At 64.4% G+C, this 25,607-nt stretch carries 21 protein-coding genes; all 21 read left to right on the top strand.

Annotated elements, in window-relative coordinates; all coding sequences use genetic code 11:
- Positions 1–210: 210 nt before the first annotated feature.
- The 21 genes from OVA12_RS08890 to OVA12_RS08790 all read left to right on the top strand — a co-directional run bounded on the left by OVA12_RS08890 (position 211) and on the right by OVA12_RS08790 (position 25,546).
- Positions 211–1,449 carry an extracellular solute-binding protein gene (locus OVA12_RS08890; protein ID WP_268136392.1) on the top strand — a complete coding sequence of 413 codons (1,239 nt, stop codon included), beginning with the start codon at positions 211–213 and terminating at the stop codon, positions 1,447–1,449.
- A 30-nt stretch (positions 1,450–1,479) separates the two neighbouring features.
- Positions 1,480–2,373 (top strand): carbohydrate ABC transporter permease, encoded by an 894-nt coding sequence (locus OVA12_RS08885; RefSeq protein WP_268136390.1) that lies wholly within the window; start codon positions 1,480–1,482, stop codon positions 2,371–2,373.
- Complete coding sequence (locus OVA12_RS08880) at positions 2,370–3,209, top strand: carbohydrate ABC transporter permease (RefSeq protein WP_268136388.1); 840 nt, start codon at positions 2,370–2,372, stop codon at positions 3,207–3,209. The genes OVA12_RS08885 and OVA12_RS08880 overlap by 4 nt, the downstream gene beginning before the upstream one ends.
- A 52-nt stretch (positions 3,210–3,261) precedes the next feature.
- A complete protein-coding gene (locus OVA12_RS08875) occupies positions 3,262–4,377 on the top strand; it encodes an ABC transporter ATP-binding protein (protein WP_268136386.1) in 1,116 nt (371 codons plus the stop codon).
- The gene (locus tag OVA12_RS08870) at positions 4,374–5,333 is read left to right on the top strand and encodes a glucokinase (protein WP_268136384.1); all 960 of its coding nucleotides are present in this window, start codon (positions 4,374–4,376) and stop codon (positions 5,331–5,333) included. The genes OVA12_RS08875 and OVA12_RS08870 overlap by 4 nt, the downstream gene beginning before the upstream one ends.
- A gap of 218 nt (positions 5,334–5,551) precedes the next feature.
- Complete coding sequence (locus OVA12_RS08865; protein ID WP_268136383.1) at positions 5,552–6,673, top strand: transporter substrate-binding protein; 1,122 nt, start codon at positions 5,552–5,554, stop codon at positions 6,671–6,673.
- Positions 6,670–7,275 carry an ANTAR domain-containing response regulator gene (locus tag OVA12_RS08860; protein ID WP_268136381.1) on the top strand — a complete coding sequence of 202 codons (606 nt, stop codon included), beginning with the start codon at positions 6,670–6,672 and terminating at the stop codon, positions 7,273–7,275. Before OVA12_RS08865 ends, OVA12_RS08860 begins: the two co-directional genes overlap by 4 nt.
- The gene (locus OVA12_RS08855; protein ID WP_268136380.1) at positions 7,247–8,152 is read left to right on the top strand and encodes an ABC transporter permease; all 906 of its coding nucleotides are present in this window, start codon (positions 7,247–7,249) and stop codon (positions 8,150–8,152) included. The genes OVA12_RS08860 and OVA12_RS08855 overlap by 29 nt, the downstream gene beginning before the upstream one ends.
- Entirely contained in the window at positions 8,152–9,072 is a 921-nt protein-coding gene (locus tag OVA12_RS08850; protein ID WP_268136378.1) for an ABC transporter permease, read from the top strand. Before OVA12_RS08855 ends, OVA12_RS08850 begins: the two co-directional genes overlap by 1 nt.
- Before the next feature lie 32 nt (positions 9,073–9,104).
- A complete protein-coding gene (locus OVA12_RS08845) occupies positions 9,105–10,751 on the top strand; it encodes an ABC transporter substrate-binding protein (protein ID WP_268136376.1) in 1,647 nt (548 codons plus the stop codon).
- Positions 10,741–11,685, top strand: coding sequence for an acetamidase/formamidase family protein (locus tag OVA12_RS08840; RefSeq protein ID WP_268136374.1), 945 nt, complete (start codon positions 10,741–10,743; stop codon positions 11,683–11,685). Before OVA12_RS08845 ends, OVA12_RS08840 begins: the two co-directional genes overlap by 11 nt.
- Positions 11,682–13,499, top strand: a complete 1,818-nt coding sequence (locus tag OVA12_RS08835) for an ABC transporter ATP-binding protein (RefSeq protein WP_442793827.1) — start codon at positions 11,682–11,684, stop codon at positions 13,497–13,499. Before OVA12_RS08840 ends, OVA12_RS08835 begins: the two co-directional genes overlap by 4 nt.
- A gap of 241 nt (positions 13,500–13,740) precedes the next feature.
- Positions 13,741–14,397, top strand: a complete 657-nt coding sequence (locus OVA12_RS08830) for an HAD-IA family hydrolase (RefSeq protein WP_268136372.1) — start codon at positions 13,741–13,743, stop codon at positions 14,395–14,397.
- Positions 14,398–14,439: 42 nt separating this feature from the next.
- Positions 14,440–15,510 (top strand): ABC transporter ATP-binding protein, encoded by a 1,071-nt coding sequence (locus OVA12_RS08825; RefSeq protein ID WP_268136370.1) that lies wholly within the window; start codon positions 14,440–14,442, stop codon positions 15,508–15,510.
- Positions 15,511–15,578: 68 nt separating this feature from the next.
- Positions 15,579–16,817, top strand: coding sequence for an extracellular solute-binding protein (locus OVA12_RS08820; protein WP_268136368.1), 1,239 nt, complete (start codon positions 15,579–15,581; stop codon positions 16,815–16,817).
- Positions 16,818–16,889: 72 nt separating this feature from the next.
- Positions 16,890–17,810 (top strand): carbohydrate ABC transporter permease, encoded by a 921-nt coding sequence (locus tag OVA12_RS08815; RefSeq protein ID WP_268136366.1) that lies wholly within the window; start codon positions 16,890–16,892, stop codon positions 17,808–17,810.
- Positions 17,807–18,670 (top strand): carbohydrate ABC transporter permease, encoded by an 864-nt coding sequence (locus tag OVA12_RS08810; protein WP_268136364.1) that lies wholly within the window; start codon positions 17,807–17,809, stop codon positions 18,668–18,670. The genes OVA12_RS08815 and OVA12_RS08810 overlap by 4 nt, the downstream gene beginning before the upstream one ends.
- Positions 18,671–18,751: 81 nt before the next feature.
- Entirely contained in the window at positions 18,752–19,993 is a 1,242-nt protein-coding gene (locus OVA12_RS08805; protein WP_268136362.1) for a M24 family metallopeptidase, read from the top strand.
- A gap of 152 nt (positions 19,994–20,145) precedes the next feature.
- The gene (locus tag OVA12_RS08800; RefSeq protein ID WP_268136360.1) at positions 20,146–21,582 is read left to right on the top strand and encodes a sigma-54-dependent transcriptional regulator; all 1,437 of its coding nucleotides are present in this window, start codon (positions 20,146–20,148) and stop codon (positions 21,580–21,582) included.
- Entirely contained in the window at positions 21,572–23,623 is a 2,052-nt protein-coding gene (locus OVA12_RS08795; protein ID WP_268136358.1) for a sensor histidine kinase, read from the top strand. The genes OVA12_RS08800 and OVA12_RS08795 overlap by 11 nt, the downstream gene beginning before the upstream one ends.
- A gap of 261 nt (positions 23,624–23,884) precedes the next feature.
- Positions 23,885–25,546: an OFA family MFS transporter gene (locus OVA12_RS08790; RefSeq protein ID WP_268136356.1), complete on the top strand. Its 1,662-nt coding sequence runs from the start codon at positions 23,885–23,887 to the stop codon at positions 25,544–25,546.
- Positions 25,547–25,607 lie beyond the last annotated feature (61 nt).

Here is a 25,607-nt window from a genome sequence, read left to right as displayed (position 1 = left end):
GGTTCTGTTTAGCCGTCACCTTCCGCAGGCGCCAGCACGGATTGCGGCTTTCGGGCCGCAAATCACGACATGCAGCCATCGATACGACATTTCAGGTGTTGCGCAAAGGCGGGTTGATTATCCCATTTATTTTTTCAAACAATTTGACAAATAAAATACGCCGGCTAGGATGCGCCTGCTCATTTGCTAAGAACCGGAGGGCAAACCAGAATGAGACGACTGCTTATCCTTGGCACCGCAGCGGCGGCGCTCCTGATGAATTCCGCGGCCTTTGCCGAGACCACGCTCAACGCGCTGTTCATGAGCCAGGCCGCCTACAGCGAAGCCGACATCAAGGCGATGACGGCCGAGTTCGAGAAGGCCAATCCGGGCATCAAGGTGGCGATGGAGTTCGTTCCCTATGAAGCCCTGCACGACAAGATCGTGGCAGCTGCCGGCGCCGGCGCAGATGGCTATGATGTCGTGCTGTTCGACGTGATCTGGCCGGCCGAGTTCGCCACCCGCGGCTTCCTGAAGGATGTGACCGACAAGATCCCGGCCGACGCGACCGCCAAGATCTTCGACGGCGCCTGGACCACGGTGGAATACTCCGGCAAGCGCTATGGCATGCCATGGATCCTCGACACCAAGTATCTCTTCTACAACGAAGACATGCTGAAGCAGGCCGGCATTGCCAACCCGCCGAAGACCTGGGCCGAACTCGCCACCCAGGCCAAGGCAATCAAGGACAAGGGTATTGTCCAGTATCCGCTGGTCTGGAGCTGGTCGCAGGCCGAAGCCATGATCTGCGACTTCACCACACTGACGGCCGCCAATGACGGCAAGTTCTTCGTCGAGGGCAAGCCCGCATTCACCGCAGGTGGCGCCAAGGATGCGCTCTCCTACATGAAGCAGACGCTGGACGACGGCCTCACCAACCCGGCCTCGCGCGAGTATCTGGAAGAAGACGTCCGCCGCGTCTTCTCCAACGGCGAAGCTGCCTTTGCCCTGAACTGGACCTACATGAACGCGCTCGCCAACAACCCGGCCGAGAGCAAGGTCGCGGGCAAGGTGAAGGTCACCTCCGCGCCGGGCGTTGATGGCAAGTCGGTTGCCTCGGGCGTCAATGGCTCGATGGGCCTCGGCATTCCGGCCAACAGCCCGCATGCGGACGAAGCCTGGAAGTACATCTCGCACCTGACCAACCAGTCGGTGCAGGAGAGCTACTCCAAGCTCAGCCTGCCGATCTGGAAGGCCTCCTATGACAATCCGAAGGTTGCCGAAGGTCAGGAAGGCCTGATCGCTGCCGCCAAGCAGTCGATTGCCGTGATGTATCCGCGCCCGCTCGTGCCGGCTTACACGGAAGTCTCCGACATCCTGCAGAAGAACCTGCACAAGGTGCTTCTGGGCGAGACGAGCGTCGATGACGCCCTGACCGCAGCAGCGCAGCGCGTCGAGCGCATCCGCTGAGTGTGCCGTAGACCAAGGGAAGACTGACAGATGTTTGGCCGGCGCCAGATACGTGAAAAATGGATGTTGCTGGTGCCGGCCATGGCGGTGCTCGGGGTGATTACCCTGGCGCCGCTGGTCAACACGCTCTGGCTCAGTTTCACCGATGCAAAGATCACGGCGATTGCAACGCCGGTGAACCTGATCGGACTGGAAAACTACGTCTACGCCCTAACGGACACGGATTTTCAGGATGCGCTTTGGCGCACCCTGTATTTTACCGGGGTCTCCGTCGGGCTGGAGGTGGCGCTCGGCATTGCCATCGCGCTGCTTTTGAACCAGGAATTCCGCGGCCGCACGCTGCTGCGGGCTCTGATCATCCTGCCCTGGGCGGTGCCGACGATCGTCAATGCGGTCGCCTGGCGGCTGATCTACCACCCCGAATATGGCGCGCTGAACTCGCTCCTGTTCCAGCTTGGCTTCATCTCGAGCTACCAGAGCTGGATCGGCAGCCCGGCCCTTGCCCTCAACATGGTCATCCTCGCCGACGTCTGGAAGAATTTTCCGCTGGTGGTCTATGTGGCGCTCGCCGCATTGCAGACCGTGCCGGGGGATCTCCTGAAGGCTGCGGCCATCGAGGGGGCCGGACCCTGGAAGCGGTTCTGCGCAATCACCCTGCCCTGGATCGCCGGACCGCTGCTGGTGGTGGTCGTGCTGCGCACCATCGAGGCCTTCCGCGTCTTTGACATCGTCTATGCGATGACGGGCGGGGGACCTGCCGACAGCACCAAGACCGCGAGCTTCTACGTCTACCAGGAATACTTCAACTACCTGCGCAGCGGCAGCGGCGCGTCCTATGCCGTGCTCATTGCCGGCATCAGCGCGGTGCTCATCCTTGCCTATTACGCCGCCGCCCGCCGCCAGGACCAGGGAGGACGGGCATGAGACGCAAGCCCCTGCACTCCGTACTTCTTTATCTCGCAGCCCTTGCGGTCGCCCTGTTCACCACCGCTCCGCTCATCTGGCTCGCCCTCATGAGCATCAGCGCCCCGGCGGACCTGACCGAAGTGCCCTTGCGCTGGATCCCCTCCGAGGTCGACTTCAGCCGCTATCAGGCCCTGTTCGACCTGGAGAGCGGCGCGGGCGAACGCTTCCTTAGCGCCTTGCGCAACTCGGTTCTCGTGGCCGGGGCTGCAACCGCGCTGGCCCTGCTGCTGGCCGTACCCGCGGCCTATTCCTTCTCGCGCCGCCGCGCGCCGATGGTGCTGCTCTTTGCGTTCCTGGCAACGATCATGATGCCGCCGATCACCTATGTCCTGCCGCTCTACACCGCCTTTTCGGGGCTTGGGCTCCTGAACAGCAAGGTGACGCTGGTGATCGTCTACACGGCCATGCTGCTGCCCTTCGCCATCTGGCTGATGAAGGCCAACATCGACGTGTTGCCGGTTGAGGTGGAACAGGCGGCCTTCATGGAGGGGGCGTCGACAAGCTTCACCCTGCGCGTTGTGGTGCTGCCGCTGGCGCTGCCGGCCATTGCGGCGACGGCCATGCTGTCGTTCCTCGTCGCCTGGGATGAGTTCTTCTACGCCCTCATCTTCACCAACGACCTGACGGCAAAGACCTTGCCGGTGGCCATCGCCGACTTCGCAGCCGGCCGCGTCACCGACTATGGCGTCATTGCCTCGGTCGGGGTCATGGCCACGCTGCCCCCCGCCCTCCTCGCCATCTGCTTCCAGAAGTTCATCGTCTCGGGACTTGTCGCCGGCTCCGTCAAGGGCTGAGTGGCAAGCGCTTCGCGCACCGGGGCTCCGGATCGAAAGGTCAAACACTGCCATGTCGGCACATTCCATCCTGTCCGTCGAACGGCTCGAAAAGCGCTACGGCGACGTGCATGTCCTCAAGGACATCAATGTCGCCATGCAGCCGGGCGACTTCCTCGTCCTTGTCGGCCCGTCGGGCTGCGGCAAGTCCACCCTGCTTGGCTGCATCGCCGGCCTGTCGGACGTCACCTCCGGCACCATCCGCATCGCCGGCGAGGACCGCACCCACGCGGAACCGGCCAGCCGCGACATCGCCATGGTGTTCCAGTCCTACGCCCTATTCCCGAACATGACGGTCGGCCGCAACATCGGCTTCGGCCTCGAGGTGCGCAAGGTCTCTGACGGCGAAAGGGACGCCAAGGTGCGCGAGGTTGCCGAGATGCTGAAGATCAGCCATCTCCTCGAGCGCAAGCCGGCGGAACTCTCCGGCGGCCAGCGCCAGCGTGTTGCCATGGGACGCGCGCTGGTGCGCGAGCCGAAGCTGTTCCTGTTCGACGAGCCGCTGTCCAATCTCGATGCCAAGCTGCGTGTCACCATGCGCACCGAGATCAAGCGCATGCACCAGGCCACCGGCGCCTCGATCATCTATGTCACTCACGACCAGATCGAGGCGATGACGCTCGCCACCCGCATCGTCGTCATGAAGGACGGCGTAGTGCAGCAGATCGGCACGCCCAAGGAGATCTACGACACGCCGGTCAACACCTTCGTCGCTGACTTCATGGGCGCTCCGGCCATGAACCTGATGCCGGCCAAGGTCAGCCGGCAGGACGGCGCGATCCGCATCGAGATCGCAACGGCAGGCGGCCAGCCGCTGGTGCTCACCGATTACGGCAACGCACCAACGCTTTTGCCCGAGAACCCTGCGGACCTGATTGTCGGCCTGCGCCCAGAGGCCATCACCGACAACGACCAGGCGGATGGCCGCCAGATCCAGCGCGCCGACTGCCTGCTGGATGTGGTTGAGCCCGCCGGTGCCGATACCTACGCCGTGATTACCCTGGGCGGAACGGAAGCGATCGCGCGCCTGTCGGGCGATGCCACGGTCACCGCCGGCGAGATCGTGCCCCTTTCCTTCAATCTCTCGAAGATCTCCTACTTCGACCCGCACTCTGGAAAACGTCTATGAGCCTCGCCCTCGGACTGGCCGCCGACATCGGCGGCACCAACACGCGTCTTGCGCTGGTCGAAAACGGCCGCGTGCGCGAGGACACGATCGTGCGTTACAGCAACGCCGATTACGAGACGCCGGAAGCGGCCATCGGTGCCTATCTGTCAGAGACCGGAACCCCCCGCTGCGGTTCGGCCGTGCTGGCGATTGCCGCGCCGATTTCCGGCACCCGCATCGAGATGACCAACCACAGCTGGGTCTTCGAAGCGTCCTCGCTGTCGCGCCTCCTCGGTGATGCCCGCGTGGAGTTCCTCAACGATTTCGAGGCGCTCGCCCATTCGCTGGAAAACCTCAACGAGGGCCGGCTCGTGCCGGTGCAGATCCCGGCCGAGAGCCCCCCGGCCAATGGCACCCGCGTGGTCGTTGGCGCAGGAACTGGCTTCAATGCAGCTGCGCTCTATCCGCCCCGTGATGGCGGTCGGGGCACGGTTGGAACCGGTGAATGCGGACACATGACCATGCCGGTCGAAACGGCCCGGCACCTGTCCTTGCGCGACTACCTTGCCCGTGGCCGTGGCCGGGCGTCGGTGGAGCGTGCGCTGTCAGGCTCGGGTCTGCGCGAAGTTTACGAATGGCATTGCCTTGAGGCGGGACAGTCGCCGGGTCCGCTGTCGCCGGCCGAAATCGCTGCGGCCGCGCGGGCCGGAACCGATCCGATCTCGGTTGCCACCGCGAGAGCCTGGATGGACATCCTCGGCCGGGTCGCTGGCGACATCGCCCTTGTGTTCATGGCCCTGGGCGGCGTCTATCTGACCGGAGGCGTTGCCCGCAGCCTGCAGCCGTTCCTGTCGGAGCCAGAGTTCCTCGCCGCCTTCCGCGCCAAGGGCCGGCAGACCGGATTGGTATCCGCCATCCCGGTTTATTTGCTCGATGACGACTTCGCCGCCCTCGCCGGCTGCGCCGCACGCATGTAAGGCAAGATCAGGCCACACAATCTTCGGTAAGTCAGTCAGGAATTCGCACAACTTTCGAACCCTGCCTGACTGTCATTGCCTAATTTCGTTGCTTGACTTCGAGCTGGGCATCATTACGCTGGCAACAAATACCGGTATACCCGGATGGCATTTGCGCCCCGAAACCTCACCAGAACTGGTGTTGGTTCCGGGGCGTTTTTCGTTTCTGAGGGGAAACGATGCGTCAGCGCTTCGAGATCGGCATCCTGTTTTCACGCTCCGGCGGCTACGTCCTCGTTTCGGACGCCTGCCGCGCTGGCGCCATGGCCGCCATTGCGGACATCAACGCCGACCCGGATTTCGGCATTGAACTCGTTCCCGTCGAGCGCGATCCAGGCGGCAGCACCGACCGCTATGCCCCCCTGTGCGAGGATATCTTCCGCTCGTCCTCGGCACGGCATGTTGTCGGCTGCGTCACCTCCTGGAGCCGCAAGGAGGTGATTCCCGTCCTTGAAAAGCACGGCGCCACGCTCTGGTATGGCTGCCCCTATGAGGGCTATGAGGCGAGCGACCACGTCTTCTACACCCACGCCTGCCCCAACCAGCATCTGGTGCCCCTGCTTGGTTTTGCTGTGCCCCGGTTTGGCGCGCGCGGCTATCTGGTCGGCTCCAACTACATCTGGGGCTGGGAGATGAACCGCGTCGCCCGCGAGCTGCTGCGCGATGCCGGCGGCGAGGCGCTCGGCGAACGCTGCCTGGCCCTGGGCGACGAGGACGTCAGCCGGCTGATTCAGGAGATCGAGGCGCTGCGGCCCTCCTTCGTGCTCAACAACCTGATTGGCCCCTCATCCTATGCCTTCCTGAAGGCCATGGCCGAGCTGGGGCGGATCGATCCGGCCTTCCGTCCGGAGGTCTGCCCGGTGCTTTCCTGCAACCTGACGGAATGCGAGACATCGCGGCTGGACGGGGCAGCCGACGGTCAGATTTCGGCCGGGCCCTATTTTGCCCGCCCGGCTGAACGGCTCGGCTGGCCCGCCTCCGGAACCAGCCGGTCGGCGACCTCGTTCGAGGCGGCCACCTACATGTCGGTGCGCATGCTGGCCGAAGGCATCCGCGCCACCGGCCGGGCCGATCCGGACGCCTCCGCCTTTGTCGGCCGTCCCGTTGCCTCGCCTTTCGGCATGGTCGAGATCGATCCGGTCACCCGCCATACCGCATTGCCGGTCATCATCGGGCGCATGCAGGGCAGCGATGTCGAGGCGCTCGACGTGACGAGCCGCATCCTGCCGGATCCCTATCTCACCCGCTATGACCGGGCCCAGACGTTTCCGCGGCCCGCGCTGAAGGTGGTGATGTCATGAGGCGCAGCTTCCGCATCCCCGATCTCGGCGGCGCCGAGGCCTACATCCTGCACCGGCCGCATCCGACAGTCGCTGCCATCGAGCGCCAGCTGAAGGTGATCGGCATTCGCACGATCGAGGCCTGGCCGGACCTGCCGCCAGCTGCGACAGCGGCTGACTTTGTCTTCTTTGACGCCGACCTTGGCCACGACGAGCAGTTCCCATGGGCGGCCGGCCAATCGCCCATGCCCCTGATCGCGCTGATCGGCTCCGAAGCGCCCGGCCGTGTCGAATGGGCGCTGTCGCAGAATGCCGACGCGCATCTGCTGAAGCCCGTTGGCAACGCCGGCGTCTATTCCGCGCTGCTGATCGCGCGCAACGCCTTCGAGGCACGCAAGGCGCTGGCGGCCGAGGTCGCTGACCTGCGCCAGCGCGTCGGCGAGCGCCGCAGCATCGTGCGCGCCGTCGGCATTCTCATCGCCCGTGGCACCAGCGAGGACCGTGCCTATGACCAGCTCCGCCATCTGGCGATGACCTGGCAGGTCAGCATGGAAGACGCCGCTGCCCGTATCGTTTCCTGGTCGGAAGAAGAAGATGTCACACAGTCCAACCGCCTCACCTGAGACGGCTCCCGCAGCGCCGGCGCGCCGTCCTGGTTTGGTGGCCCGCCTTGCCCGCCGCCCGCTTGCCGTTGCAGGCCTTGCCTGTGTCGTGCTGATCGTGCTCGGCGCGGTGCTTGCGCCCTATGCCACGCCCTACTCACCCGACGAGCAGATGTTCGACGGCCTGACGCTGGAGGGCTCGCCGCTGCCACCGGACACCCGTTTCTGGCTTGGCACGGACCTGCTCGGGCGCGATCTGCTGACGCGCATCCTCTACGGCGCGCGCACGTCGCTGGTGATCGGGCTGGTCGCCAATGGCATTGCGCTCACCATCGGCACACTGGTTGGCGTCACCGCCGGCTATTTTGGCGGCTGGATCGGCAGCCTGCTGATGCGCTTCACCGACCTGATGATGGCCTTTCCGGCCCTGCTGCTCGCCATCTGTCTCGCCGCCGTGTTCCAGCCCAGCCTGTGGATCGTGGCACTGGTCATCGCACTGGTGAACTGGGTGCAGACCGCGCGCATCATCTACACCGAGACCAGTGCGCTGGCCCGGCGTGAGCTCATCGACGCCGAGCGCACACTTGGTGCCTCGACCGCCCGCATCCTGTTTCGCCATATCCTGCCGCATCTGGTGCCCACGATCATCGTCTGGGGCACGCTCGGCATCTCCACCACGGTGCTGCTGGAAGCAACGCTCAGCTATCTCGGCATCGGTGTGCAGCCGCCAACCCCGTCCTGGGGCAACATCATCTTCGAGAACCAGACCTACTTCCAGACGGCGCCCTGGCTGGTGTTCTTCCCCGGCGCAGCCATCCTGATGCTGGCCCTTGGCTTCAACCTGGTCGGCGATGCCCTGCGCGATATCCTCGACCCGACGCAGCGGGGGCGTGACTGATGCTGACCTATCTCGCCCGCCGCCTGATCCAGGCCGCGCTGATCCTGCTCGGTGTCTCGGTCATCACCTTCGCCCTGCTCTATCTGCTGCCCGCCGACCCGGTGCGCCAGATCGCCGGCCGCAGCGCAACGGCTGAAACCGTGGAGAACATCCGCCGCCAGCTCGGGCTCGATCAGCCCTTCCTTGTCCAGTACTGGCGCTATCTCACCGGCCTGCTTCAGGGAGATCTCGGTCGGTCCTACCTGCAGCGCTCCGAGGTCAGCGAGCTGATCGCCGCACGCCTCCCCGCCAGCCTGCTGCTGATGGCCGGGGCCATCGTCTGCGAACTGCTGATCGGCCTTACCATGGGCCTGATCGCCGCCGTCCGGCGCGGCACGGCGCTGGACCAGGGGCTGATGATCGCGTCCTTTGTCGGCGTGTCGGCACCGCAGTTCGTCGTCGGCCTGCTGCTGCTGTACTTCTTTGCGGTCCAGCTCGGCTGGTTCCCCATCGGCGGCTACGGCACGTTCCAGCATCTCGTCCTGCCCTCGGTCGCCCTCGGCATCCTCGGCGCCGGCTGGTACTCGCGCATGATGCGGTCCTCGATGATCGACGTGCTGCGCCAGGACTATATCCGCACCGCAAGAGCCAAGGGCCTGTCGCGCCTGACGGTGCTGATGCGCCATGCCTTGCCGAACGCCATCCTGCCGGTGATCGCCATGATCGGCATCGACATCGGCATGTTCATGTCGGGCATCGTCGTCATCGAAAGCGTGTTCGGCTGGCCCGGCATCGGCCAGCTCGCCTGGCAGGCGATCCAGCGCGTCGACATCCCGATCATCATGGGGGTCACGCTGGTTTCGGCCTGCGCCATCGTCCTCGGCAATCTGCTCGCGGACCTCGTCACCCCCTTCATCGATCCCCGCATCCGGCTTCGTTGAGCCGGGACAAACAAAACCAGAGGAGACAGGGAATGAAGCGATTTCTGAAATCCACCGTCGCCGGTGTGGCACTTGCCGCGCTGATGTCGAGCCTGCCCGTTGTGGCCGCCGAGACCGGCCTTGACCCGAACGCCAAGCAGGGCGGCGGCATCGTCATCACCTACAAGGACGACGTGGCAACGCTCGATCCGGCCATCGGGTACGACTGGCAGAACTGGTCGATGATCAAGAGCCTGTTCGATGGCCTGATGGACTATGAGCCGGGCACCACCAACCTGCGCCCCGGCCTTGCGGAAAGCTACGAAGCCTCAGCCGATGGCATGACCTATGTGTTCAAGCTGCGCCAGGGCGTGAAGTTCCACAATGGCCGCGTGATGACCGCCGAGGACGTCAAATATTCCCTCGACCGCGTCACCAACCCGAAGACGCAGAGCCCGGGTGCCGGTTTCTTCGGCTCCATCAAGGGCTATGACGCGATCTCGTCCGGCTCGGCCGAGACACTTGCGGGCGTGACGGTTGTCGACCCGCAGACGGTGAAGATCGAGCTGAGCCGCCCGGATGCAACCTTCCTGCATGTCATGGCGCTGAACTTTGCCTCCGTCGTGGCCAAGGAAGCCGTCGACGCCGCCGGGGCCGACTTCGGTCGCAAGCCGGTGGGCACGGGCGCGTTCAAGCTTGCCGAATGGACGCTTGGCCAGCGTGTCGTGTTCGAGCGCAACAAGGACTTCTGGCGTCCGGGCCTGCCCTATCTAGACCAGATCACCTTCGAGATCGGCCAGGAGCCGATCGTTGCCCTGTTGCGTCTGCAGAAGGGCGAAGTCGATGTGCCGGGTGACGGCATTCCGCCAGCCAAGTTTGCCGAGGTGATGGCCGATCCGGCCCAGAAGGCCCGCGTCATCGAAGGCGGTCAGCTGCACACCGGCTACATCACCATGAATGTGACCATCGCTCCGTTCGACAAGGTCGAGGTGCGCCAGGCGGTCAACATGGCGATCAACAAGAAGCGCATCACCCAGATCATCAACAACCGCGCCGTTCCGGCCAACCAGCCGCTGCCGCCGTCGATGCCGGGCTATGACAAGTCCTACGAGGGCTATGCCTTCGATCAGGCCAAGGCCAAGGAGCTTCTGGCCAGCGCCGGACTGAAGGACGGGTTCGAGACCGAGCTGTTCGTCATGAACACCGACCCGAACCCGCGCATCGCCCAGGCAATCCAGCAGGATCTGGCCGCCATCGGCATCAAGGCCTCGATCCAGTCGCTCGCCCAGGCCAACGTGATCGCGGCCGGCGGCGAAAAGGATCAGGCACCGATGATCTGGTCCGGCGGCATGGCCTGGATCGCCGACTTCCCGGATCCGTCCAACTTCTACGGCCCGATCCTTGGCTGCGCCGGCGCGGTCCAGGGCGGCTGGAACTGGTCCTGGTACTGCAACGAGGATCTCGACAAGCTGGCCGCACAGGCAGATTCCATGGCCGATCCCGCCAAGGCCGCAGAGCGCAACGCCCTGTGGAGCCAGATCTACGGCAAGGTGATGGCCGACGCCCCCTGGGTTCCGGTGTTCAACGAACAGCGCTTCACGATGAAGTCGGAGCGCATGGGCGGCGCGGATGCGCTCTACGTCGACCCGGTCTCGATCCCCGTCAACTACGACTATGTGTATGTGACCGATGTGCAATAAGTGCAATTACACCATCCACGGCGCGCAGCATCACTTTGGCTGGGACAACTCGCTTGTCCCGGCCGCCCGCGTCGAACCGGGATCGACGATCCTGTTCCACTGCCATGACAGTTCGGCGGGCCAGCTTGGCCCGTCGAGCACCCTTGACGATCTCGGCCGCCTCGACTTCGGCAAGATCAACCCGGTCTCCGGCCCCATCTACGTTGAAGGGGCAGAACCGGGCGATGCGCTGAAGGTGACCATCGACAGCTTCAAGCCCTCCGGCTTCGGCTGGACCGCAAACATTCCGGGCTTCGGGCTGCTGGCGGACCAGTTCAAGGACCCGGCGCTGCATATCTGGAAATACAATCCGGAAACGCTGGAACCGGCGCTGTTCGGCAACCATGGCCGGGTGCCGCTGAAGCCGTTCTGCGGCACCATCGGCAACGCACCGGCGGAAGCTGGCCTCCACTCGGTCGTGCCACCGCGCCGGGTCGGCGGCAATCTCGACATCCGTGATCTGGCGGCCGGTACCGAGCTGTATCTGCCGATCGAAGTGGCCGGCGCGCTGTTCTCCGTCGGCGACACCCATGCAGCCCAGGGGGATGGCGAAGTCTGCGGAACCGCCATCGAAAGCCCGATGGACGTGGTGCTGAAGCTCGATCTGGTGAAAGGCGCCAACCTCAAGACGCCGCGCTTCACGACGCCGGGGCCGGTCACGCGCCACCTCGATGCCAAGGGCTACGAGGTGACGACCGGCATCGGTCCCGATCTCATGGAGGGCGCAAGGGCAGCCGTGTCGAACATGATCGACCTCCTGTCCGCACGCTACAACATGAACCCGGTCGACGCCTACATGCTGGTCTCGACCTGCGGCGACCTCAGGATCAGCGAGATCGTCGACATGCCGAACTGGGTCGTGTCGTTCTACTTCCCCCGGTGCGTGCTCGAATGACCGCTCCGGCTCCCTCCAGCCTATCCTCTGGCGCTCCGGCGCCAGAGGCATCCCCGGTCCCGGTGCTCAGCCTGCGCAACCTGACCATCAGCGCCCGCAGTGCTGGTGGAATGCTCCCGCTGGTCAGCGACCTGAGCTTTGACCTTGCGCGCGGGGAAACCCTTTGCATCGCCGGGGAATCCGGGTCCGGCAAGTCGATGACATCGCTGGCGATCATGGGCCTGCTGCCGAAACCGGCCGTGTCGATCACCGCAGGTTCCATCGCTTTCGGGACAACCGATCTTGCCACCGCACCGGAACGGGTGATGGAGCGGCTGCGCGGCGACCGGATCGCCATGATCTTCCAGGAGCCGATGACCTCGCTCAACCCGGTCCTGACCATCGGCCGGCAGCTGACCGAAGCCATCGAGACCCACACGGACCTGTCCCGCCGGGCGGCGCGGACGCGGGCGGTCGAGGCGCTGTCTGCCGTGCGCATTCCCCAGGCCGAGCGGCGCCTCAGCCAGTATCCGCATGAATTGTCCGGCGGCATGCGCCAGCGCGTCATGATCGCCATGGCGCTGGCCCTGCGCCCCGATGTTCTCATTGCCGACGAGCCGACAACGGCGCTGGATGTCACCGTGCAGGGCGAGATTCTCGAACTCCTGCGCGATCTGAAACGCGACTTCGGCACCAGCATCATCCTGATCACCCATGACATGGGCGTCGTTGCCGAAATGGCCGACCGCGTCATCGTCATGCAGCGTGGCAAGATGGTTGAAACCGGTGCGACGACCGACCTGTTTGCCACGCCAAAAGCCGACTATACGAGAGCGTTGCTGGCCGCCGTGCCGCGCATGGGCGCAGGGCAAGCGGCGGCAGCGGCCGCTGGCCTTCCGGTTCAGCCTGCAGCACCGCAGCCCCCTTTGCTGGTCGTGGAAGACCTGAAGGTCGGGTTTGATCTGAAGGGTGGCCTGCTGGGGCGCAAGACCCACCGTGTGCATGCGGTGGAAGGCGTCAGCTTCACGATCCGGCGCGGCGAAACCTTCTCCCTCGTCGGCGAATCCGGCTGCGGCAAGTCGACGATTGCCAAGGCGCTGACCGGGCTTGTCCCCTTCGAGGGCAAGGTCACGCTGGACGGCAAACGCATCGACGGCTTGAGCGGCGCGGCGCGAAAGGCCGTACAGCGCGACATCCAGATGATCTTCCAGGACCCCTATGCCTCGCTTGATCCGCGCATGCGCGTGGGCGACCTGGTGGCCGAACCGATGCTGATCCACGGCATTGGCACAGCGCGCGAGCGGCAGGACATGGTGACGCATCTGTTCGAGCGGGTCGGCCTCGACCCGTCTCATGCGGAGCGCTACCCGCATGAATTCTCTGGCGGCCAACGCCAGCGCATCTGCATCGCGCGGGCTCTGTCACTGAAGCCGAAGCTGATCATTGCCGACGAGAGCATTGCCGCCCTCGATGTCTCGGTCCAGGCCAAGGTGCTGCAGCTGCTGAAGGATCTGCAGGACGAGTTCCACCTGTCCTATCTGTTCATTTCCCATGACATGGCTGTTGTGGAGAATATCTCGGACCGCCTTGCCGTGATGTATCTCGGCCAGATGATGGAAACCGGCAGCCGGGACCAGGTGTTCTCAAGCCCGCATCACCCCTACACCCAGCGCCTGATTGCCGCCGTGCCGCAGCCCGATCCGGCCGCCAAACGGCATGCTTTCCCGCGTCTGGCAGGCGAAATTCCGAGCCCGGTCTATCCGGTCGGCCAAGGCCCGAAGCGGCTGGCGCTCCTGGACATTGGCGCGGGTCACATGGTGGCCAGCCGGGAGTGACCGCGTGTCGCCCGGCCGTTTGCCCCACTCCTGCGGTGTTTCGTGACCGCCGCAGGAGACCACATCGGACCGCACAAAAATAATTAATAATTCTTTACAACGCCGGAATGTTGGAATTTAATATTCCAAACTGGATCGACGGACGGCAGGCCTGCCGCCGCGAACCAGCCTGAGACCAACGACCGGAAAGGCATGGACCTGACTGGCGTTGCCGGGGGAGCCGGGTTGGGAGAAGCGGGAGATGAACAAGGCTGATGTCCTGTTCGTGTTCGATGTCGGCGGCGTGCTGATCGAGCTCGATCCGGCTGCGCGGGACGCGGCCCTTGTCGCCGGTCGCAAGGCCGGTGCGGGACGTCCCGATTTCACCTCCCTGCCCCGCGACCTGATGCGCGACTTCCGGCTCGGCCTGGTCGACGAGCCTGCCTATCTGGCGGCACTGTCGGCCCACTTTGAGGTTTCACCCCAAACGATCCTGGCCGCCGAAGACGCCTACATCGCAGGCGTCAATCCCGAAATGGTCGGGTTTGTCCGCGTTCTGAAACGGCATTTCCGCGTTGTCTGCCTGTCGAACACGCAGGCCATCCACTGGCGGCGGGTGTCGCACACATTGCTCGGACCTGACCTGTTCCATGCGGATTACCTGTCGCATGTACTTCATCAGGAAAAGCCGGATCCGGCGATCTACCGGAGCCTGGTCGAGGCGGAAGCAGCTCAAGACCGCCGGATCATCTTCATCGACGACACTGCCGAAAACATCGACGCGGCACGGGACCTGGGCTGGACCGATTCACTGCTGCATGTCTCGCCCGGCGACACGATTGCTGCCGTCGCCGACCTGCTGGGCCTGCCGGACGAGGCCGACCCCGCCGACGAGCCGGCCGCCGGCACCCGCCACTGATCAAACGACACATGAAGGGCCGCTTGGCCGGAGCAAGACGAGATGGCGCAACTCTCCCTCAGGGGCATCAGGAAGCGGTTCAAGGCACTGGAGGTGCTGCATGGCATTGATCTGGAAATCAGCCACGGCGAACTGATCGTGTTCGTCGGGCCTTCGGGCTGCGGCAAGTCGACCCTGCTCCGGCTGATTGCCGGGCTTGACCCGATCAGCGACGGCGACTTCCTGCTCAATGGCCGCCGCATGAATGATGTGGCGCCCTCCCGGCGCGGCATCGCCATGGTGTTCCAGTCCTATGCGCTCTATCCGCACATGGATGTCTACGAGAACATGGCCTTCGGCGCGCGGCTGATGGGCCTGACCAAGGCCGAGGTTGAAGCGCGCATTGCCGATGCCGCCCGCATGCTGCGGCTGGAACCCTTGATGCAGCGCAAGCCGCGCGAACTCTCCGGTGGCCAGCGCCAGCGCGTCGCCATTGGCCGGGCCCTGGTGCGCAAACCCGAGTTGCTGCTGCTGGACGAGCCCCTGTCGAACCTCGATGCGGCACTGCGCTCCGACGTGCGGCTCGAGATCGCCAAGCTGCACCGCGACATCGGCGGCACCACGATCTATGTCACGCATGATCAGGTCGAGGCGATGACCCTCGCTGACCGCATCGTCGTCATGAACCAGGGGCGGATCGAACAGTTCGGCACGCCGCGCGAGCTTTACGAGACCCCGGCCAACACCTTTGTTGCCACCTTCATCGGCTCGCCGCGCATGGCGCTGCTGCCGGTGACGCGGGATGGCTCGCAGCTTGGTCTTGCGGGCTCCGGCGCGGTGGACGCGGGCATGCAAATTGCTGGCGATGAGCGCGAGCTGACGCTGGGTGTGCGGCCGGACGGATTGATCCTGCGTCCCGCCAATGCCGCCACGGGCCTGGCAGCCAAGGTCGTCTACACCGAGTATCTCGGCGACAACGCCTATGTTTACGCGCGCCTGAGCGAAGGCACGCTGGTGAGCATCCGTTGCAGCCCCGACACGCGTCCGGCCCCGGAGGAGGATGTCCGCATCGATCTCGTCCCCGGCAAGGCGCATGTCTTCAACCGAACCTCAGGCGAGCGCCTGCCCGCCTGAACCTGACGCCTGCTCGCACGCCAGAGAGCCGGCCTCCCCAAGAACCAAAGCAAGCAAGAGAGGAACAGATGAGAAAGACATTCATCCGCACCACAGCCGCGCTCGGCGCCCTGCTGATGGCCCTGCCCGTCATGGCTCAGGAACTGACGTTCTGGAGCTGGCGCCAGGAAGACAAGGCCCAGTACGAAAAGTTCATCGACACCTTCGAAGCACAGAACCCGGGCATCACCGTCAAGTTCGAAGCCTTCGAGGCGGCGAACTACAACACCATCCTGTCGACGGCGCTGGCCGGCGGGACCGGTCCGGACCTGTTCATGTCGCGCGCCTATGGCGGCCTTGAGACTGTCGCAAGCGCCGGCCACCTGATGGCGCTCGACACCACGAAGATCCCGGCGCTGGCGAACTTCACGCCGGCGGCGCTGAACGCCCAGACGATGCGCTCCGACAAGACGCTCTACGGCGTGCCCTTTGCCAGCCAGACCATGCTGGTGATCTACAACAAGGAGCTCTTCGACAAGAACGGCATTGCCGAGCCCAAGACCTACGACGAACTGAAGGCTGCTGCCGAGAAGCTCAAGGCCGCAGGCCTGATGCCCTTCGCCAACGGCACAGCAACGGCCTGGCAGAACGAGACGATCGTCTCCGCGCTCGGCTCCTCGATCATGGGCAAGGGCTTCTATGAAGACCTGATGGCCGGCAAGGCAGACTTCACCGATCCGCGCTATATCGAGGCGCTGGCGAAGCTCAAGGAAATGTCGGCCTATTTCCCGGACGGCTTCATCGGCCTCGACTACCCGTCGTCGCAGCAGCTCTTCACCTCGGGCATGGCGGGCATGTTTGCCGGTGGCTCGTTCGAGCTGGCCAATTTCGCCAAGCAGAACCCGAACCTGAAGCTTGGCGTCTTCGCCGCACCGGGCAAGACCGTCGAGGATGACGCGCTCGTCGGCCTGTTCATTGACGGCGGCTACGCGGCCAATGCCAAGACCAAGCATCCGGAAGCGGCACTGAAGTTCCTGAACTACGTTGCCTCGAAGGAATATGGCCAGGCTTTCGCCAATGGCCTGCGCAACATCTCGACCGTTCCGGGCGTCACCTTCGATGACCCGCTGCTGGCCGAGGTTGCAGAGCTCAACAAGAACGCGATCCCCTACATCATGCTGGTGCATTTCCGCTTCGGCGAACCGTCCGGCTCGGTGCTGCTGCAGGGTGAAGTGCAGAAGCTTCTCGCCGACAAGGCGACCCCGGACGAGGTCGGCAAGGCACTGACCACGGGTCTGGCCAACTGGTACGCCCCGTTCAAGAAGTAATCCGTCATGGCTCCGGGCGGCATTTCGCCCGGAGCCGCCTCTCCGGCACCCCTTCCCCACGAGACCCTCAAGATGTTCGGATCGCCGCTCACCGGCCGCAGGCTCTGGATCGCCGCCCTGATCGTGCCGCCTCTGGCCTTCGTTGCCCTGTTTGTCGTCTATCCGATCCTGTCGGCCTTCGCCTACGCGTTCTTCGAATGGAAGGGGCTGGCGCGGGGCGAGTTCGTCTGGTTCGCCAACTTCCACAAGGTGCTGTTCCAGGAGCCCTATGCCACCTGGACCATCAACGCCTTCCTGCACAACGTCTTCGTGTTCTTCGCGCTGATGGTGCTGCAGAACGGGATCGGCTTCGTGCTGGCCTATTGCCTGTGGCGCGAGCTGCCTGGCGCGCGGTTTCACCGCATCGCCGTGTTCCTGCCGGTGGTGCTGTCGACGATCATCGTCGGCTTCCTGTTCAAGCTGTTCCTGCACCCGCTCTTCGGCGTCGTGAACATTTCACTGCGCGCCGTCGGCCTCGGCGGGCTCGCCATGCCCTGGCTCGGCGATGATTCCACCGCGCTGATGGCGCTGATCATCGCCAATGCCTGGCACATGGTCGGTTTCCCCACCCTCGTGTTCCTCGCCGGCATGCAGCGCATTCCAGGCGAGATCCTCGATGCGGTGCGGATGGAAACCCAGAGCGAGTGGGTGAAGGTGTCGAAGATAGTCTGGCCGCTGGTCGCGCCCAGCGCCACGGTGGTCTTTACCCTGCTCTTCGTCGGCGCCTTCAACTGGTTCGAGCTGCCCTATGTCATGGCCGGGCTTGATGGCTCGCCGCATGGCGCCACGGATGTGCTGGGCCTCTATTTCTACCGCACCGCCTTCGGCAACCAGTCCGGCGGCGCGCAGGACTTCGGCACCGGCAGCGCGCTTGCCGTGCTCATCTTCCTCTTCATCGCCGTGGTGGCCGGCTTCCTCACCATGTATCTGCGCAAACGGGAGATCCAGCTATGAGCGCCTCTGCCATGGCCTATAGCGACCGCAGCGGTCTCGTCGGACGTCTGGGCCGCGACGGGCTGATCCAGATCATCCTGATCGCCAACACGTTCATCATGCTGGCGCCGATCGTCCTGATGATCTTTTCGGCCTTCAAGACCAATCCGCAGATCTTCCAGACGCCGTTTGCCCTGCCCGATTTCACGAACCTGTCGAACATCGCCAAGATCTGGACCGAAACGAACTTCCTGCGCTACCTAATCAACTCGGCCATCGTCACCGGAACGTCGCTGCTGCTCATCCTGACGCTCGGCACGATGGCGGCCTATGCGATCGCGCGCTACCAGTTCACAGGCTCCGGTTTCGTGCTGATGTTCTTCGTCGCCGGGCTCACCCTGCCGCTGAAACTCGCGATCATTCCGTTGTTCGTGCTGATGCGGGACCTTGGCGTGCTCAACACGCAGGCTGCACTGGTCATCATTTATGTCGCCATGGGCCTGCCGACGACGGTCTTCATCATGACGGGCTTCATCCGCACCCTGCCGAACGAGCTGGAGGATGCCGCGCGCATGGACGGGGCCAGCGAAGCCCGCATCATGTGGTCGATCATGCTGCCTTTGGTCAGGCCAGCGATGGTGATCGCCGGGATCCAGAACGTGGTGCCGATCTGGAATGACTTCTTCTTCCCGCTGATCTTCATCCAGTCGGATCACCTGAAGACCCTGCCGCAGGGGCTGACCACCTTCATGGGCGAATACACCACCGACTGGGGCGTGCTCTTTGCCGGGCTGACCCTGTCGGCTGCCCCGATCATCCTCATCTACATCATCCTGTCGCGCCAGTTCATCAACGGCATGACCGCCGGCGCGGTGAAATGACCGGGAAAAGGGCTCCGCGTCATTGACACGGAGCCCAGGGTTCAGAACACCGAAGGCGTCTTTCTGAAGGATCAGATGCCCATGCCCGCCCTCGACCGACTTCGCGCCGAACGCCTGATGGCTGACGCAGGCTTTGATGCCCTGCTGCTGCTGTCGCCAGAGAGCTTCCGCCATGCGACAGGTGCTCCTGCCGGCGTTGGCACAATGTGGCGCAGGGCTGGCGCGGTGGCGGTGCTCGTTCCTGCCGATGCGTCCATTCCCGAAATGGCGGTGGCAAGCGACCTGTTTGCACCGGCCTTCCGGGCAGCAAGCCCGATCGCCGATCTCAGAACCACCCCGCTCTGGGTCGAGACGACGGACCTTGATGCAGATGCCGAGGGAGACCTTGCAGCCCGCGTTGCATTCGCCAACCGGATCGCAGGACGCAGTGCTCACTTCACCCGCCCGACGACGTTTGACGCCAGTCTGTGCTACCAGCACGTCATTGCCGCGCTGGCCGAACGCGGCATCGGCCCGGGCAGCCGCATCTCGGTCGAATTGTCCGCCATTTCCGCCAGAGACCTTCCCGACCTTCAGGCTGTGTTCAAGGACTACCGTCTGGAAGACGGCAGCGACATCGCCGCGCGGCTGAAAATGATCAAGACGCCCGACGAAATCAGCTGGCTGCGGCAGGCGGTCGAACTCTCTGAACGTGGCATTTCGGCCATGCGCGACAATGCGAGAACCGGCATGAGCCGCCGGGAGATCGCAGCGCTCTGGATCGATGCGGTCAAGGCAGCAAGCCCCGGTGCAGCGCTCACCGGCACCTGGGACTATGTCTCCGTGGGCAAGGACCCGTGGGGCGGCGAAGCAACCGCGACGGAAGGCGATATCGTCAAGGTCGACGTCGGGTGCCTGATCAACGGCTATACGTCCGACACTGGCCGCACCTTTGTCTTCGGCGCACCATCGGATGATGCGCGGCGTGCGCATGAAGCGCTGGCCGCAGGCTTTGCCGCCGGCGAAGCGCTGCTTCGGCCTGGCACCCCGCTGAAAGAGATCCACCGGGCCGCAACCGCTGCAATCCATGCCGCCGGATTCCCCGAGTTCAGCCGTGGGCATTTCGGTCATGGACTGGGTGCCAGCCTTGGCAGCGAGGAATGGCCGTTCATTGCCGCCGACAGCGACGTGATCGCCGAACCAGGCATGGTGCTCGCCTTCGAATGCCCCTGGTATCTCACCGGTCTCGGCGGGTTCATCCTCGAAAACCAGTATCTGATCACCAAAACCGGGGCGGAGAACATGAACCGCCTGCCGACAGATCTCATCACAATCGGCCGGTGAGCCTCCCGAACACCAGAGCGTTGCCCTTGCTCTTGCGCGTCAGGTTTGCAAGGCTGGAACCTTGCCGGTTTGTGACACAGGGGCCCCTGGCCGACTAACGCTGCAACAGACAGCCCTGCCGGCGGGGCCGAAAGGCCCGGGAGGGATGAGACATGCACACTGCCAGCCGCGTCACCGATGCGGAGCCCCTGAGCAATCTTGACCGGATCCTGCGCGAAGCTTCCATTCTGGTCGTCGACGACGAACCGGGCATGCGGCACTTTCTGGACCGGACCTTGCGCCCGCGCTGCCGCTCGGTGGAACTGGCCTCAGACACGCAAGAGGCCGCCACCCTGCTGGAAGGGGCGCATTTCGATGTGGTGATCCTCGACAACATCCTGTCGGGCAAGCGCGGCGTCGACTGGCTGGCGGAGCAGAACGACACGGGCTTTTTTCCCGCTGCAATCCTGATCACGGCTTATGCAGATCTGGAGACGGCGATCCAGGCACTGCAGGCGGGCGCGGCCGACTTCGTGCTGAAACCGTTCCGCTCGAACCAGATCCTCAATGCGGTGGCGCGCTGCGTCGAGCGCTCGCGACTGCAGCGGGAAAACACGGTCCTGCGGCATGAGCTGCGCGCAAGTTCCGACCTGATCCTGTTGCGCGACAAGCTGATCGGCAACTCCCTTCCCATCCGCGAGGTCCGGGCGACGCTGGCCCGGGTTGCTCCCCTACCCTCGACCGTGCTGCTGACGGGGGAATCCGGCACCGGCAAGGAAGTCGCCGCACGGATGCTGCATGACCTGTCGGAACGGGCGGACAAGCCCTTCGTACCGGTGAACTGCGCGGCGATCCCCGCCGACATGGTGGAGAGCGAACTGTTCGGCCACGTCAAGGGCGCCTTCACCGGCGCATCCGGCGCGCGTGAAGGTCTGTTCCAGCATGCCCGCGGCGGAACGCTGTTTCTCGACGAGATCGGCGAGTTGCCACTGGCCACGCAAAGCAAGCTCCTGCGGGTGCTGGAGGACCGGAAGGTCCGCCCGCTGGGTACGGAGCGCGAGATCCCGGTCGACATCCGGCTGGTCTTTGCCACCAACGTGGATCTGGCGCGGGCCGTCGCGGACGGACGCTTCCGCGCCGACCTGTTCTACCGGCTGAACATCGTCGCCATCCACATGCCGCCGCTGAAGGATCGTGGCACGGATGTACAGGATCTCGCAGACCTGTTCATGGCAAAGCTGTCGCAGCAGCTTGGCATGCCCCCCGTTGCAATTACCTCCGAGGTGCGGGCCGCGCTTGCCGCCTATTCCTGGCCAGGCAATGTGCGGGAGCTGCGCAATCTCATCGAGCGCAGCCTGATCCTGGGTCGCTTCGCCCCGGATTTTCTGGCACAGGCGACGCAGGGGCTGCCCAGCAGCGCATCATCCGCCAACACAGCCGCCAACACAGCGGCCGACACGGCCGACGACGAGACCCTGGCCGGCATGGAACGCCGCCTGATCCTGTCGACGCTGGCAGCCTGTGGCGGCGACCGGGATGCCGCCGCCGCGAAGCTTGGCATCTCGCGCAAGACCATCGACCGGCGCTGTCAGGACTGGCATGTCAGCTGACCCCACCTCCGATGCTGCGTCCCCAAAGGGATCTGCGCCTCGACCGAGCCGGTCGATCCGCTACCGGCTGCTCGCCATTGCCCTGCTGCCGACGCTGGTGCTGCTGCCCCTGGTGGCCGGCGCGCTCATGCTGCGCTGGAGTGGCAAGTTTGACGAGTTGCTGATCGCCAAGGTCAGCAGTGACCTGACCGTGGCGCGGCAGTATCTCGGCCGCATCCTGGAAACCACCGGCGAGCGGGTGACGGCTCTTGGCCAGTCCGCACGCTTTCAGGACCAGGCCGGCACCGGCACCCTGCCCGCGCTGCTGAGCCGGGCCAAGGGCGAGCTGCGGCTCGATTTTCTCTACGTCATCGACGATCTCGGGACGCTCATTGCCGCAAGCGCGCCGGATCTTGCAGCACCGCCCACCGGGTCCCCCGTTGTGCGCACGGCGCTCAACGGCCTGCCGCGCACAGCCATCGACATATTGGGGGCAGACGATCTTGCCGCACTCGGCGACGGGCTCGCCGCCCGGGCAAGGATCGAACTCGTACCGACCCCGAATGCCGCACCAAGCGAGCGGACGGTCGAGGATCGCGGCATGGTCATCCAGAGCGCGACGCCGGTGCTGTTGCCCGGTGGACGGCAGGGCGCGCTTGTTGGCGGGTTGTTGCTGAACCAGAACCTGCCCTTCATCGACACGATCAACGATCTTGTCTACCAGGAGGGCAGCCTGCCGCAGGGCAGCGAAGGCACCGCGACCCTGTTCCTCGGCGATGTGCGCATCAGCACCAATGTGCGCCTGTTCGAGGGGCGGCGGGCGCTTGGCACAAGGGTGTCTGATGCGGTTCAGCGCACCGTGCTGGGTGAAGGGCAAGTGTGGCGGGCCAGCGCCTTCGTGGTCAACGACTGGTACATCTCCGCCTATGAGCCGATCCTTGACAGCCGGGGCGCCCGCGTCGGCATGCTCTATGTCGGTTTCCTGCAGGCGCCCTTCACGGCGGCCAAGCAAAGCACACTGATCCTTGCCCTTGTTGCCGTCGGGTTGATCCTGGCCATCTCTGTTCCGGTCTTCCTGCGTTGGGCACATGCGATCTTCCGGCCGCTGGAACGGATGACGGGCACGATCGCCAAGGTGGAAGCCGGCGATCTAGGTGCAAGGACGGGCGTTACCGCCAGCGAGGACGAGATCGGCCGCGTCGCCGGCCACCTTGATCATCTGCTCGACCTCGTCCAGGAGCGCGACCGCGATCTCAGGCGCTGGAACGACGAGCTGAACCAGCGGGTCGCCGACCGCACGCGGGACCTTGAGGACGCCAACAGGGCGCTGGAGGCAACGACGCGGCAGCTGATCCTGTCCGAAAAGCTCGCTGCCATCGGCGAAATCACGGCGGGGGTTGCGCATGAAATCAACAATCCGGTCGCGGTGATCCAAGGAAACCTTGATGTCCTGCGCGAGGTGATGGGCGCGCGCGCCGACGATGCGGCGACCGAATTCCGCCTGCTTGACGAGCAGGTGCACCGGATCAACCAGATCGTCACCCGCCTGCTGCAATTTGCCAGACCGGAGGAATATGCCGGCTGGACCGAGCGGACCTATCCCGCAGACGCCATCCATGACTGTCTGCCCCTGGTACAGCACCTCCTCAGCAAGGCCGAGATCGAGGTCGTCATCGACTGCCAGACAACGCGGCAAGTGCTGATGAACCGGACAGAGCTGCAGCAGGTGCTGATCAACCTCATCGTCAACGCCCTGCATGCCATGCCGGACGGCGGAAAGCTGACCCTTGCCTGCCGCGATACCGATGAAAAGGACGAGCCACAGGTCGAGATTTCCGTTCAGGACACCGGCGGGGGCATTCCGGACGACATACGAGAGCGGATCTTCGATCCCTTCTTCACCACCCGCGCCGCCCAGGGGCCGGACAACCGGCCAAAGGGGACAGGCCTCGGCCTGTCGATCTGCCAGACCCTCCTCGGCCGCCAAGGTGGCAACATCCGGCTGGATCGCAGCGATGCATCGGGAACGAGGTTCGTGATCCTCTTGCCCGAAGCAAGATGAGCATTTTTACGGACAACTTGTCGCACCAAGACGGACAAACTGTCTGACGGCGGGCGAACATGCTTACCAAATGATTGATAAGTCACGTGTCCTAGACTTGGCACGATCCTCGCAAATGCTTTGCCGGGAAGAGGACAAGGTTCGCCGATGGAGCCCGCCGGGAGGAAACGGGCGGCTCCGGATGGCACGACGAAGACGTGGCTGCGCGCGAACCGGAACTCCTGCCCACTCACCCCGTCAGGGGCTCACGGGAGGAACCACATGTCGACAACGGCAGATACATTTAGCGGCGCTGGCGAGCCAGGGCTGCTCGACCGCGAACGCATCATCGCAAAACCCGGCTTCAATCGCTGGTTGGTCCCGCCGGCGGCGCTTGCCATCCATCTTTGCATTGGCATGGCCTACGGCTTCAGCGTGTTCTGGCTGCCGCTGACCCGTGCCATTGGCATCGACAAGTCCGTCAGCTGCAACGGCATGAGCCTGATGGGCGCCCTGTTCACCACCAGCTGCGACTGGCGCGTGGCCGACCTCGGCTGGATCTACACCCTGTTCTTCGTCCTTCTGGGCAGCTCGGCCGCGATCTGGGGTGGCTGGCTGGAAAAGGCCGGCCCGCGCAAGGCCGGTGTCGTCTCGGCCCTGTGCTGGTGTGGCGGCATCCTGCTGGCTGCCATCGGTGTTGCGACGCATCAGCTGTGGCTGATGTGGCTCGGCGCGGGCGTCATCGGTGGCGTCGGTCTTGGCCTTGGCTACATTTCGCCGGTGTCCACGCTGATCAAGTGGTTCCCCGACCGGCGCGGCATGGCAACCGGCATGGCGATCATGGGCTTTGGCGGCGGCGCGATGATCGGTGCGCCGCTGGCGGACCGGCTGATGCGCACATTCGCGACGCCGGAAAGCGTCGGCGTTTGGGAAACCTTCGTGGTCATGGCGGCGATCTATTTCGTCTTCATGATGGCCGGTGCCTTCGGCTACCGCCTGCCGCCGGCCGGCTGGCGTCCCGAGGGCTGGACCCCGCCGCAGAACAAGACGACGTCCATGATCACCCAGCACCACGTCCACCTGCGCGACGCACACAAGACGCCGCAGTTCTGGATGATCTGGATCGTCCTGTGCATGAACGTCTCCGCCGGCATCGGCGTGATCGGCATGGCATCCCCGATGCTGCAGGAGATCTTCTCCGGCAAACTCATCGGCCTGCCGGAGCTGACCTTCACCGACCTGTCGACGGAGCAGAAGGCAGCCATCGCGGCCATCGCAGCCGGCTTCACCGGGCTCCTGTCGCTGTTCAACATTGCGGGGCGGTTCTTCTGGGCTTCGCTCTCGGACAAGATCGGACGCAAGAACACCTACTTCACGTTCTTCATTCTCGGCATCGTTCTCTACGCCCTCGCCCCGACGGCGGCGCAGATGGGCAGCCAGCTGCTGTTCGTGTCGATCTTCTGCATCATCCTGTCGATGTACGGCGGCGGCTTCGCAACGATCCCGGCCTATCTCGCCGACATCTTCGGCACCCAGTTCGTCGGTGCGATCCACGGCCGTCTGCTGACCGCCTGGGCGACTGCGGGCATCCTCGGACCGGTCGTCGTGAACTACATCCGTGAAGCCCAGATCGCGGCCGGCATCCCCCGCGCCCAGGTCTATGACTTCACCATGTACATCCTGTGCGGCATGCTGGTGGTTGGCCTGATCGCCAATGCGCTTGTCCGGCCATTGGACAAGAAGTGGTTCATGTCCAATGAAGAGGTTGCCAGCCTGCAGGCCAAGGCCCGTTCGGCCGACGCCAGCATTACCCATGGCTCCTTCGGCATCGGCAAGGGCGGGCTCGACCTTCCCGCCGCCATCGCCTGGGCCGTGGTCGGCGTGCCGATCCTCTGGGGCGTCTGGATCACGCTGGAAAAGACAGCAGTGCTTTTCAAAGGCTAAGCTGACGGAATCAGCAATCTGGAAGGGACCGGTGACCTATCATCGGCCCCTCTCCCGTCCC

The sequence above is a fragment of the Pannonibacter sp. SL95 genome, assembly GCF_026672425.1.
In the GTDB taxonomy this organism is placed as follows: domain Bacteria; phylum Pseudomonadota; class Alphaproteobacteria; order Rhizobiales; family Stappiaceae; genus Pannonibacter.
Note: the sequence above shows the minus strand (reverse complement) of the source record. Positions and strands in the feature narration are given on the sequence as shown.

Bases quoted from the DNA above. Each gene is read 5' to 3' on its own strand.
- OVA12_RS08890 (WP_268136392.1), top strand. From the start codon at position 211: ATGAGACGACTGCTTATCCTTGGCACCGCAGCGGCGGCGCTCCTGATG.
- OVA12_RS08885 (WP_268136390.1), top strand. From the start codon at position 1,480: ATGTTTGGCCGGCGCCAGATACGTGAAAAATGGATGTTGCTGGTGCCG.
- OVA12_RS08880 (WP_268136388.1), top strand. From the start codon at position 2,370: ATGAGACGCAAGCCCCTGCACTCCGTACTTCTTTATCTCGCAGCCCTT.
- OVA12_RS08875 (WP_268136386.1), top strand. From the start codon at position 3,262: ATGTCGGCACATTCCATCCTGTCCGTCGAACGGCTCGAAAAGCGCTAC.
- OVA12_RS08870 (WP_268136384.1), top strand. From the start codon at position 4,374: ATGAGCCTCGCCCTCGGACTGGCCGCCGACATCGGCGGCACCAACACG.
- OVA12_RS08865 (WP_268136383.1), top strand. From the start codon at position 5,552: ATGCGTCAGCGCTTCGAGATCGGCATCCTGTTTTCACGCTCCGGCGGC.
- OVA12_RS08860 (WP_268136381.1), top strand. From the start codon at position 6,670: ATGAGGCGCAGCTTCCGCATCCCCGATCTCGGCGGCGCCGAGGCCTAC.
- OVA12_RS08855 (WP_268136380.1), top strand. From the start codon at position 7,247: ATGTCACACAGTCCAACCGCCTCACCTGAGACGGCTCCCGCAGCGCCG.
- OVA12_RS08850 (WP_268136378.1), top strand. From the start codon at position 8,152: ATGCTGACCTATCTCGCCCGCCGCCTGATCCAGGCCGCGCTGATCCTG.
- OVA12_RS08845 (WP_268136376.1), top strand. From the start codon at position 9,105: ATGAAGCGATTTCTGAAATCCACCGTCGCCGGTGTGGCACTTGCCGCG.
- OVA12_RS08840 (WP_268136374.1), top strand. From the start codon at position 10,741: ATGTGCAATAAGTGCAATTACACCATCCACGGCGCGCAGCATCACTTT.
- OVA12_RS08835 (WP_442793827.1), top strand. From the start codon at position 11,682: ATGACCGCTCCGGCTCCCTCCAGCCTATCCTCTGGCGCTCCGGCGCCA.
- OVA12_RS08830 (WP_268136372.1), top strand. From the start codon at position 13,741: ATGAACAAGGCTGATGTCCTGTTCGTGTTCGATGTCGGCGGCGTGCTG.
- OVA12_RS08825 (WP_268136370.1), top strand. From the start codon at position 14,440: ATGGCGCAACTCTCCCTCAGGGGCATCAGGAAGCGGTTCAAGGCACTG.
- OVA12_RS08820 (WP_268136368.1), top strand. From the start codon at position 15,579: ATGAGAAAGACATTCATCCGCACCACAGCCGCGCTCGGCGCCCTGCTG.
- OVA12_RS08815 (WP_268136366.1), top strand. From the start codon at position 16,890: ATGTTCGGATCGCCGCTCACCGGCCGCAGGCTCTGGATCGCCGCCCTG.
- OVA12_RS08810 (WP_268136364.1), top strand. From the start codon at position 17,807: ATGAGCGCCTCTGCCATGGCCTATAGCGACCGCAGCGGTCTCGTCGGA.
- OVA12_RS08805 (WP_268136362.1), top strand. From the start codon at position 18,752: ATGCCCGCCCTCGACCGACTTCGCGCCGAACGCCTGATGGCTGACGCA.
- OVA12_RS08800 (WP_268136360.1), top strand. From the start codon at position 20,146: ATGCACACTGCCAGCCGCGTCACCGATGCGGAGCCCCTGAGCAATCTT.
- OVA12_RS08795 (WP_268136358.1), top strand. From the start codon at position 21,572: ATGTCAGCTGACCCCACCTCCGATGCTGCGTCCCCAAAGGGATCTGCG.
- OVA12_RS08790 (WP_268136356.1), top strand. From the start codon at position 23,885: ATGTCGACAACGGCAGATACATTTAGCGGCGCTGGCGAGCCAGGGCTG.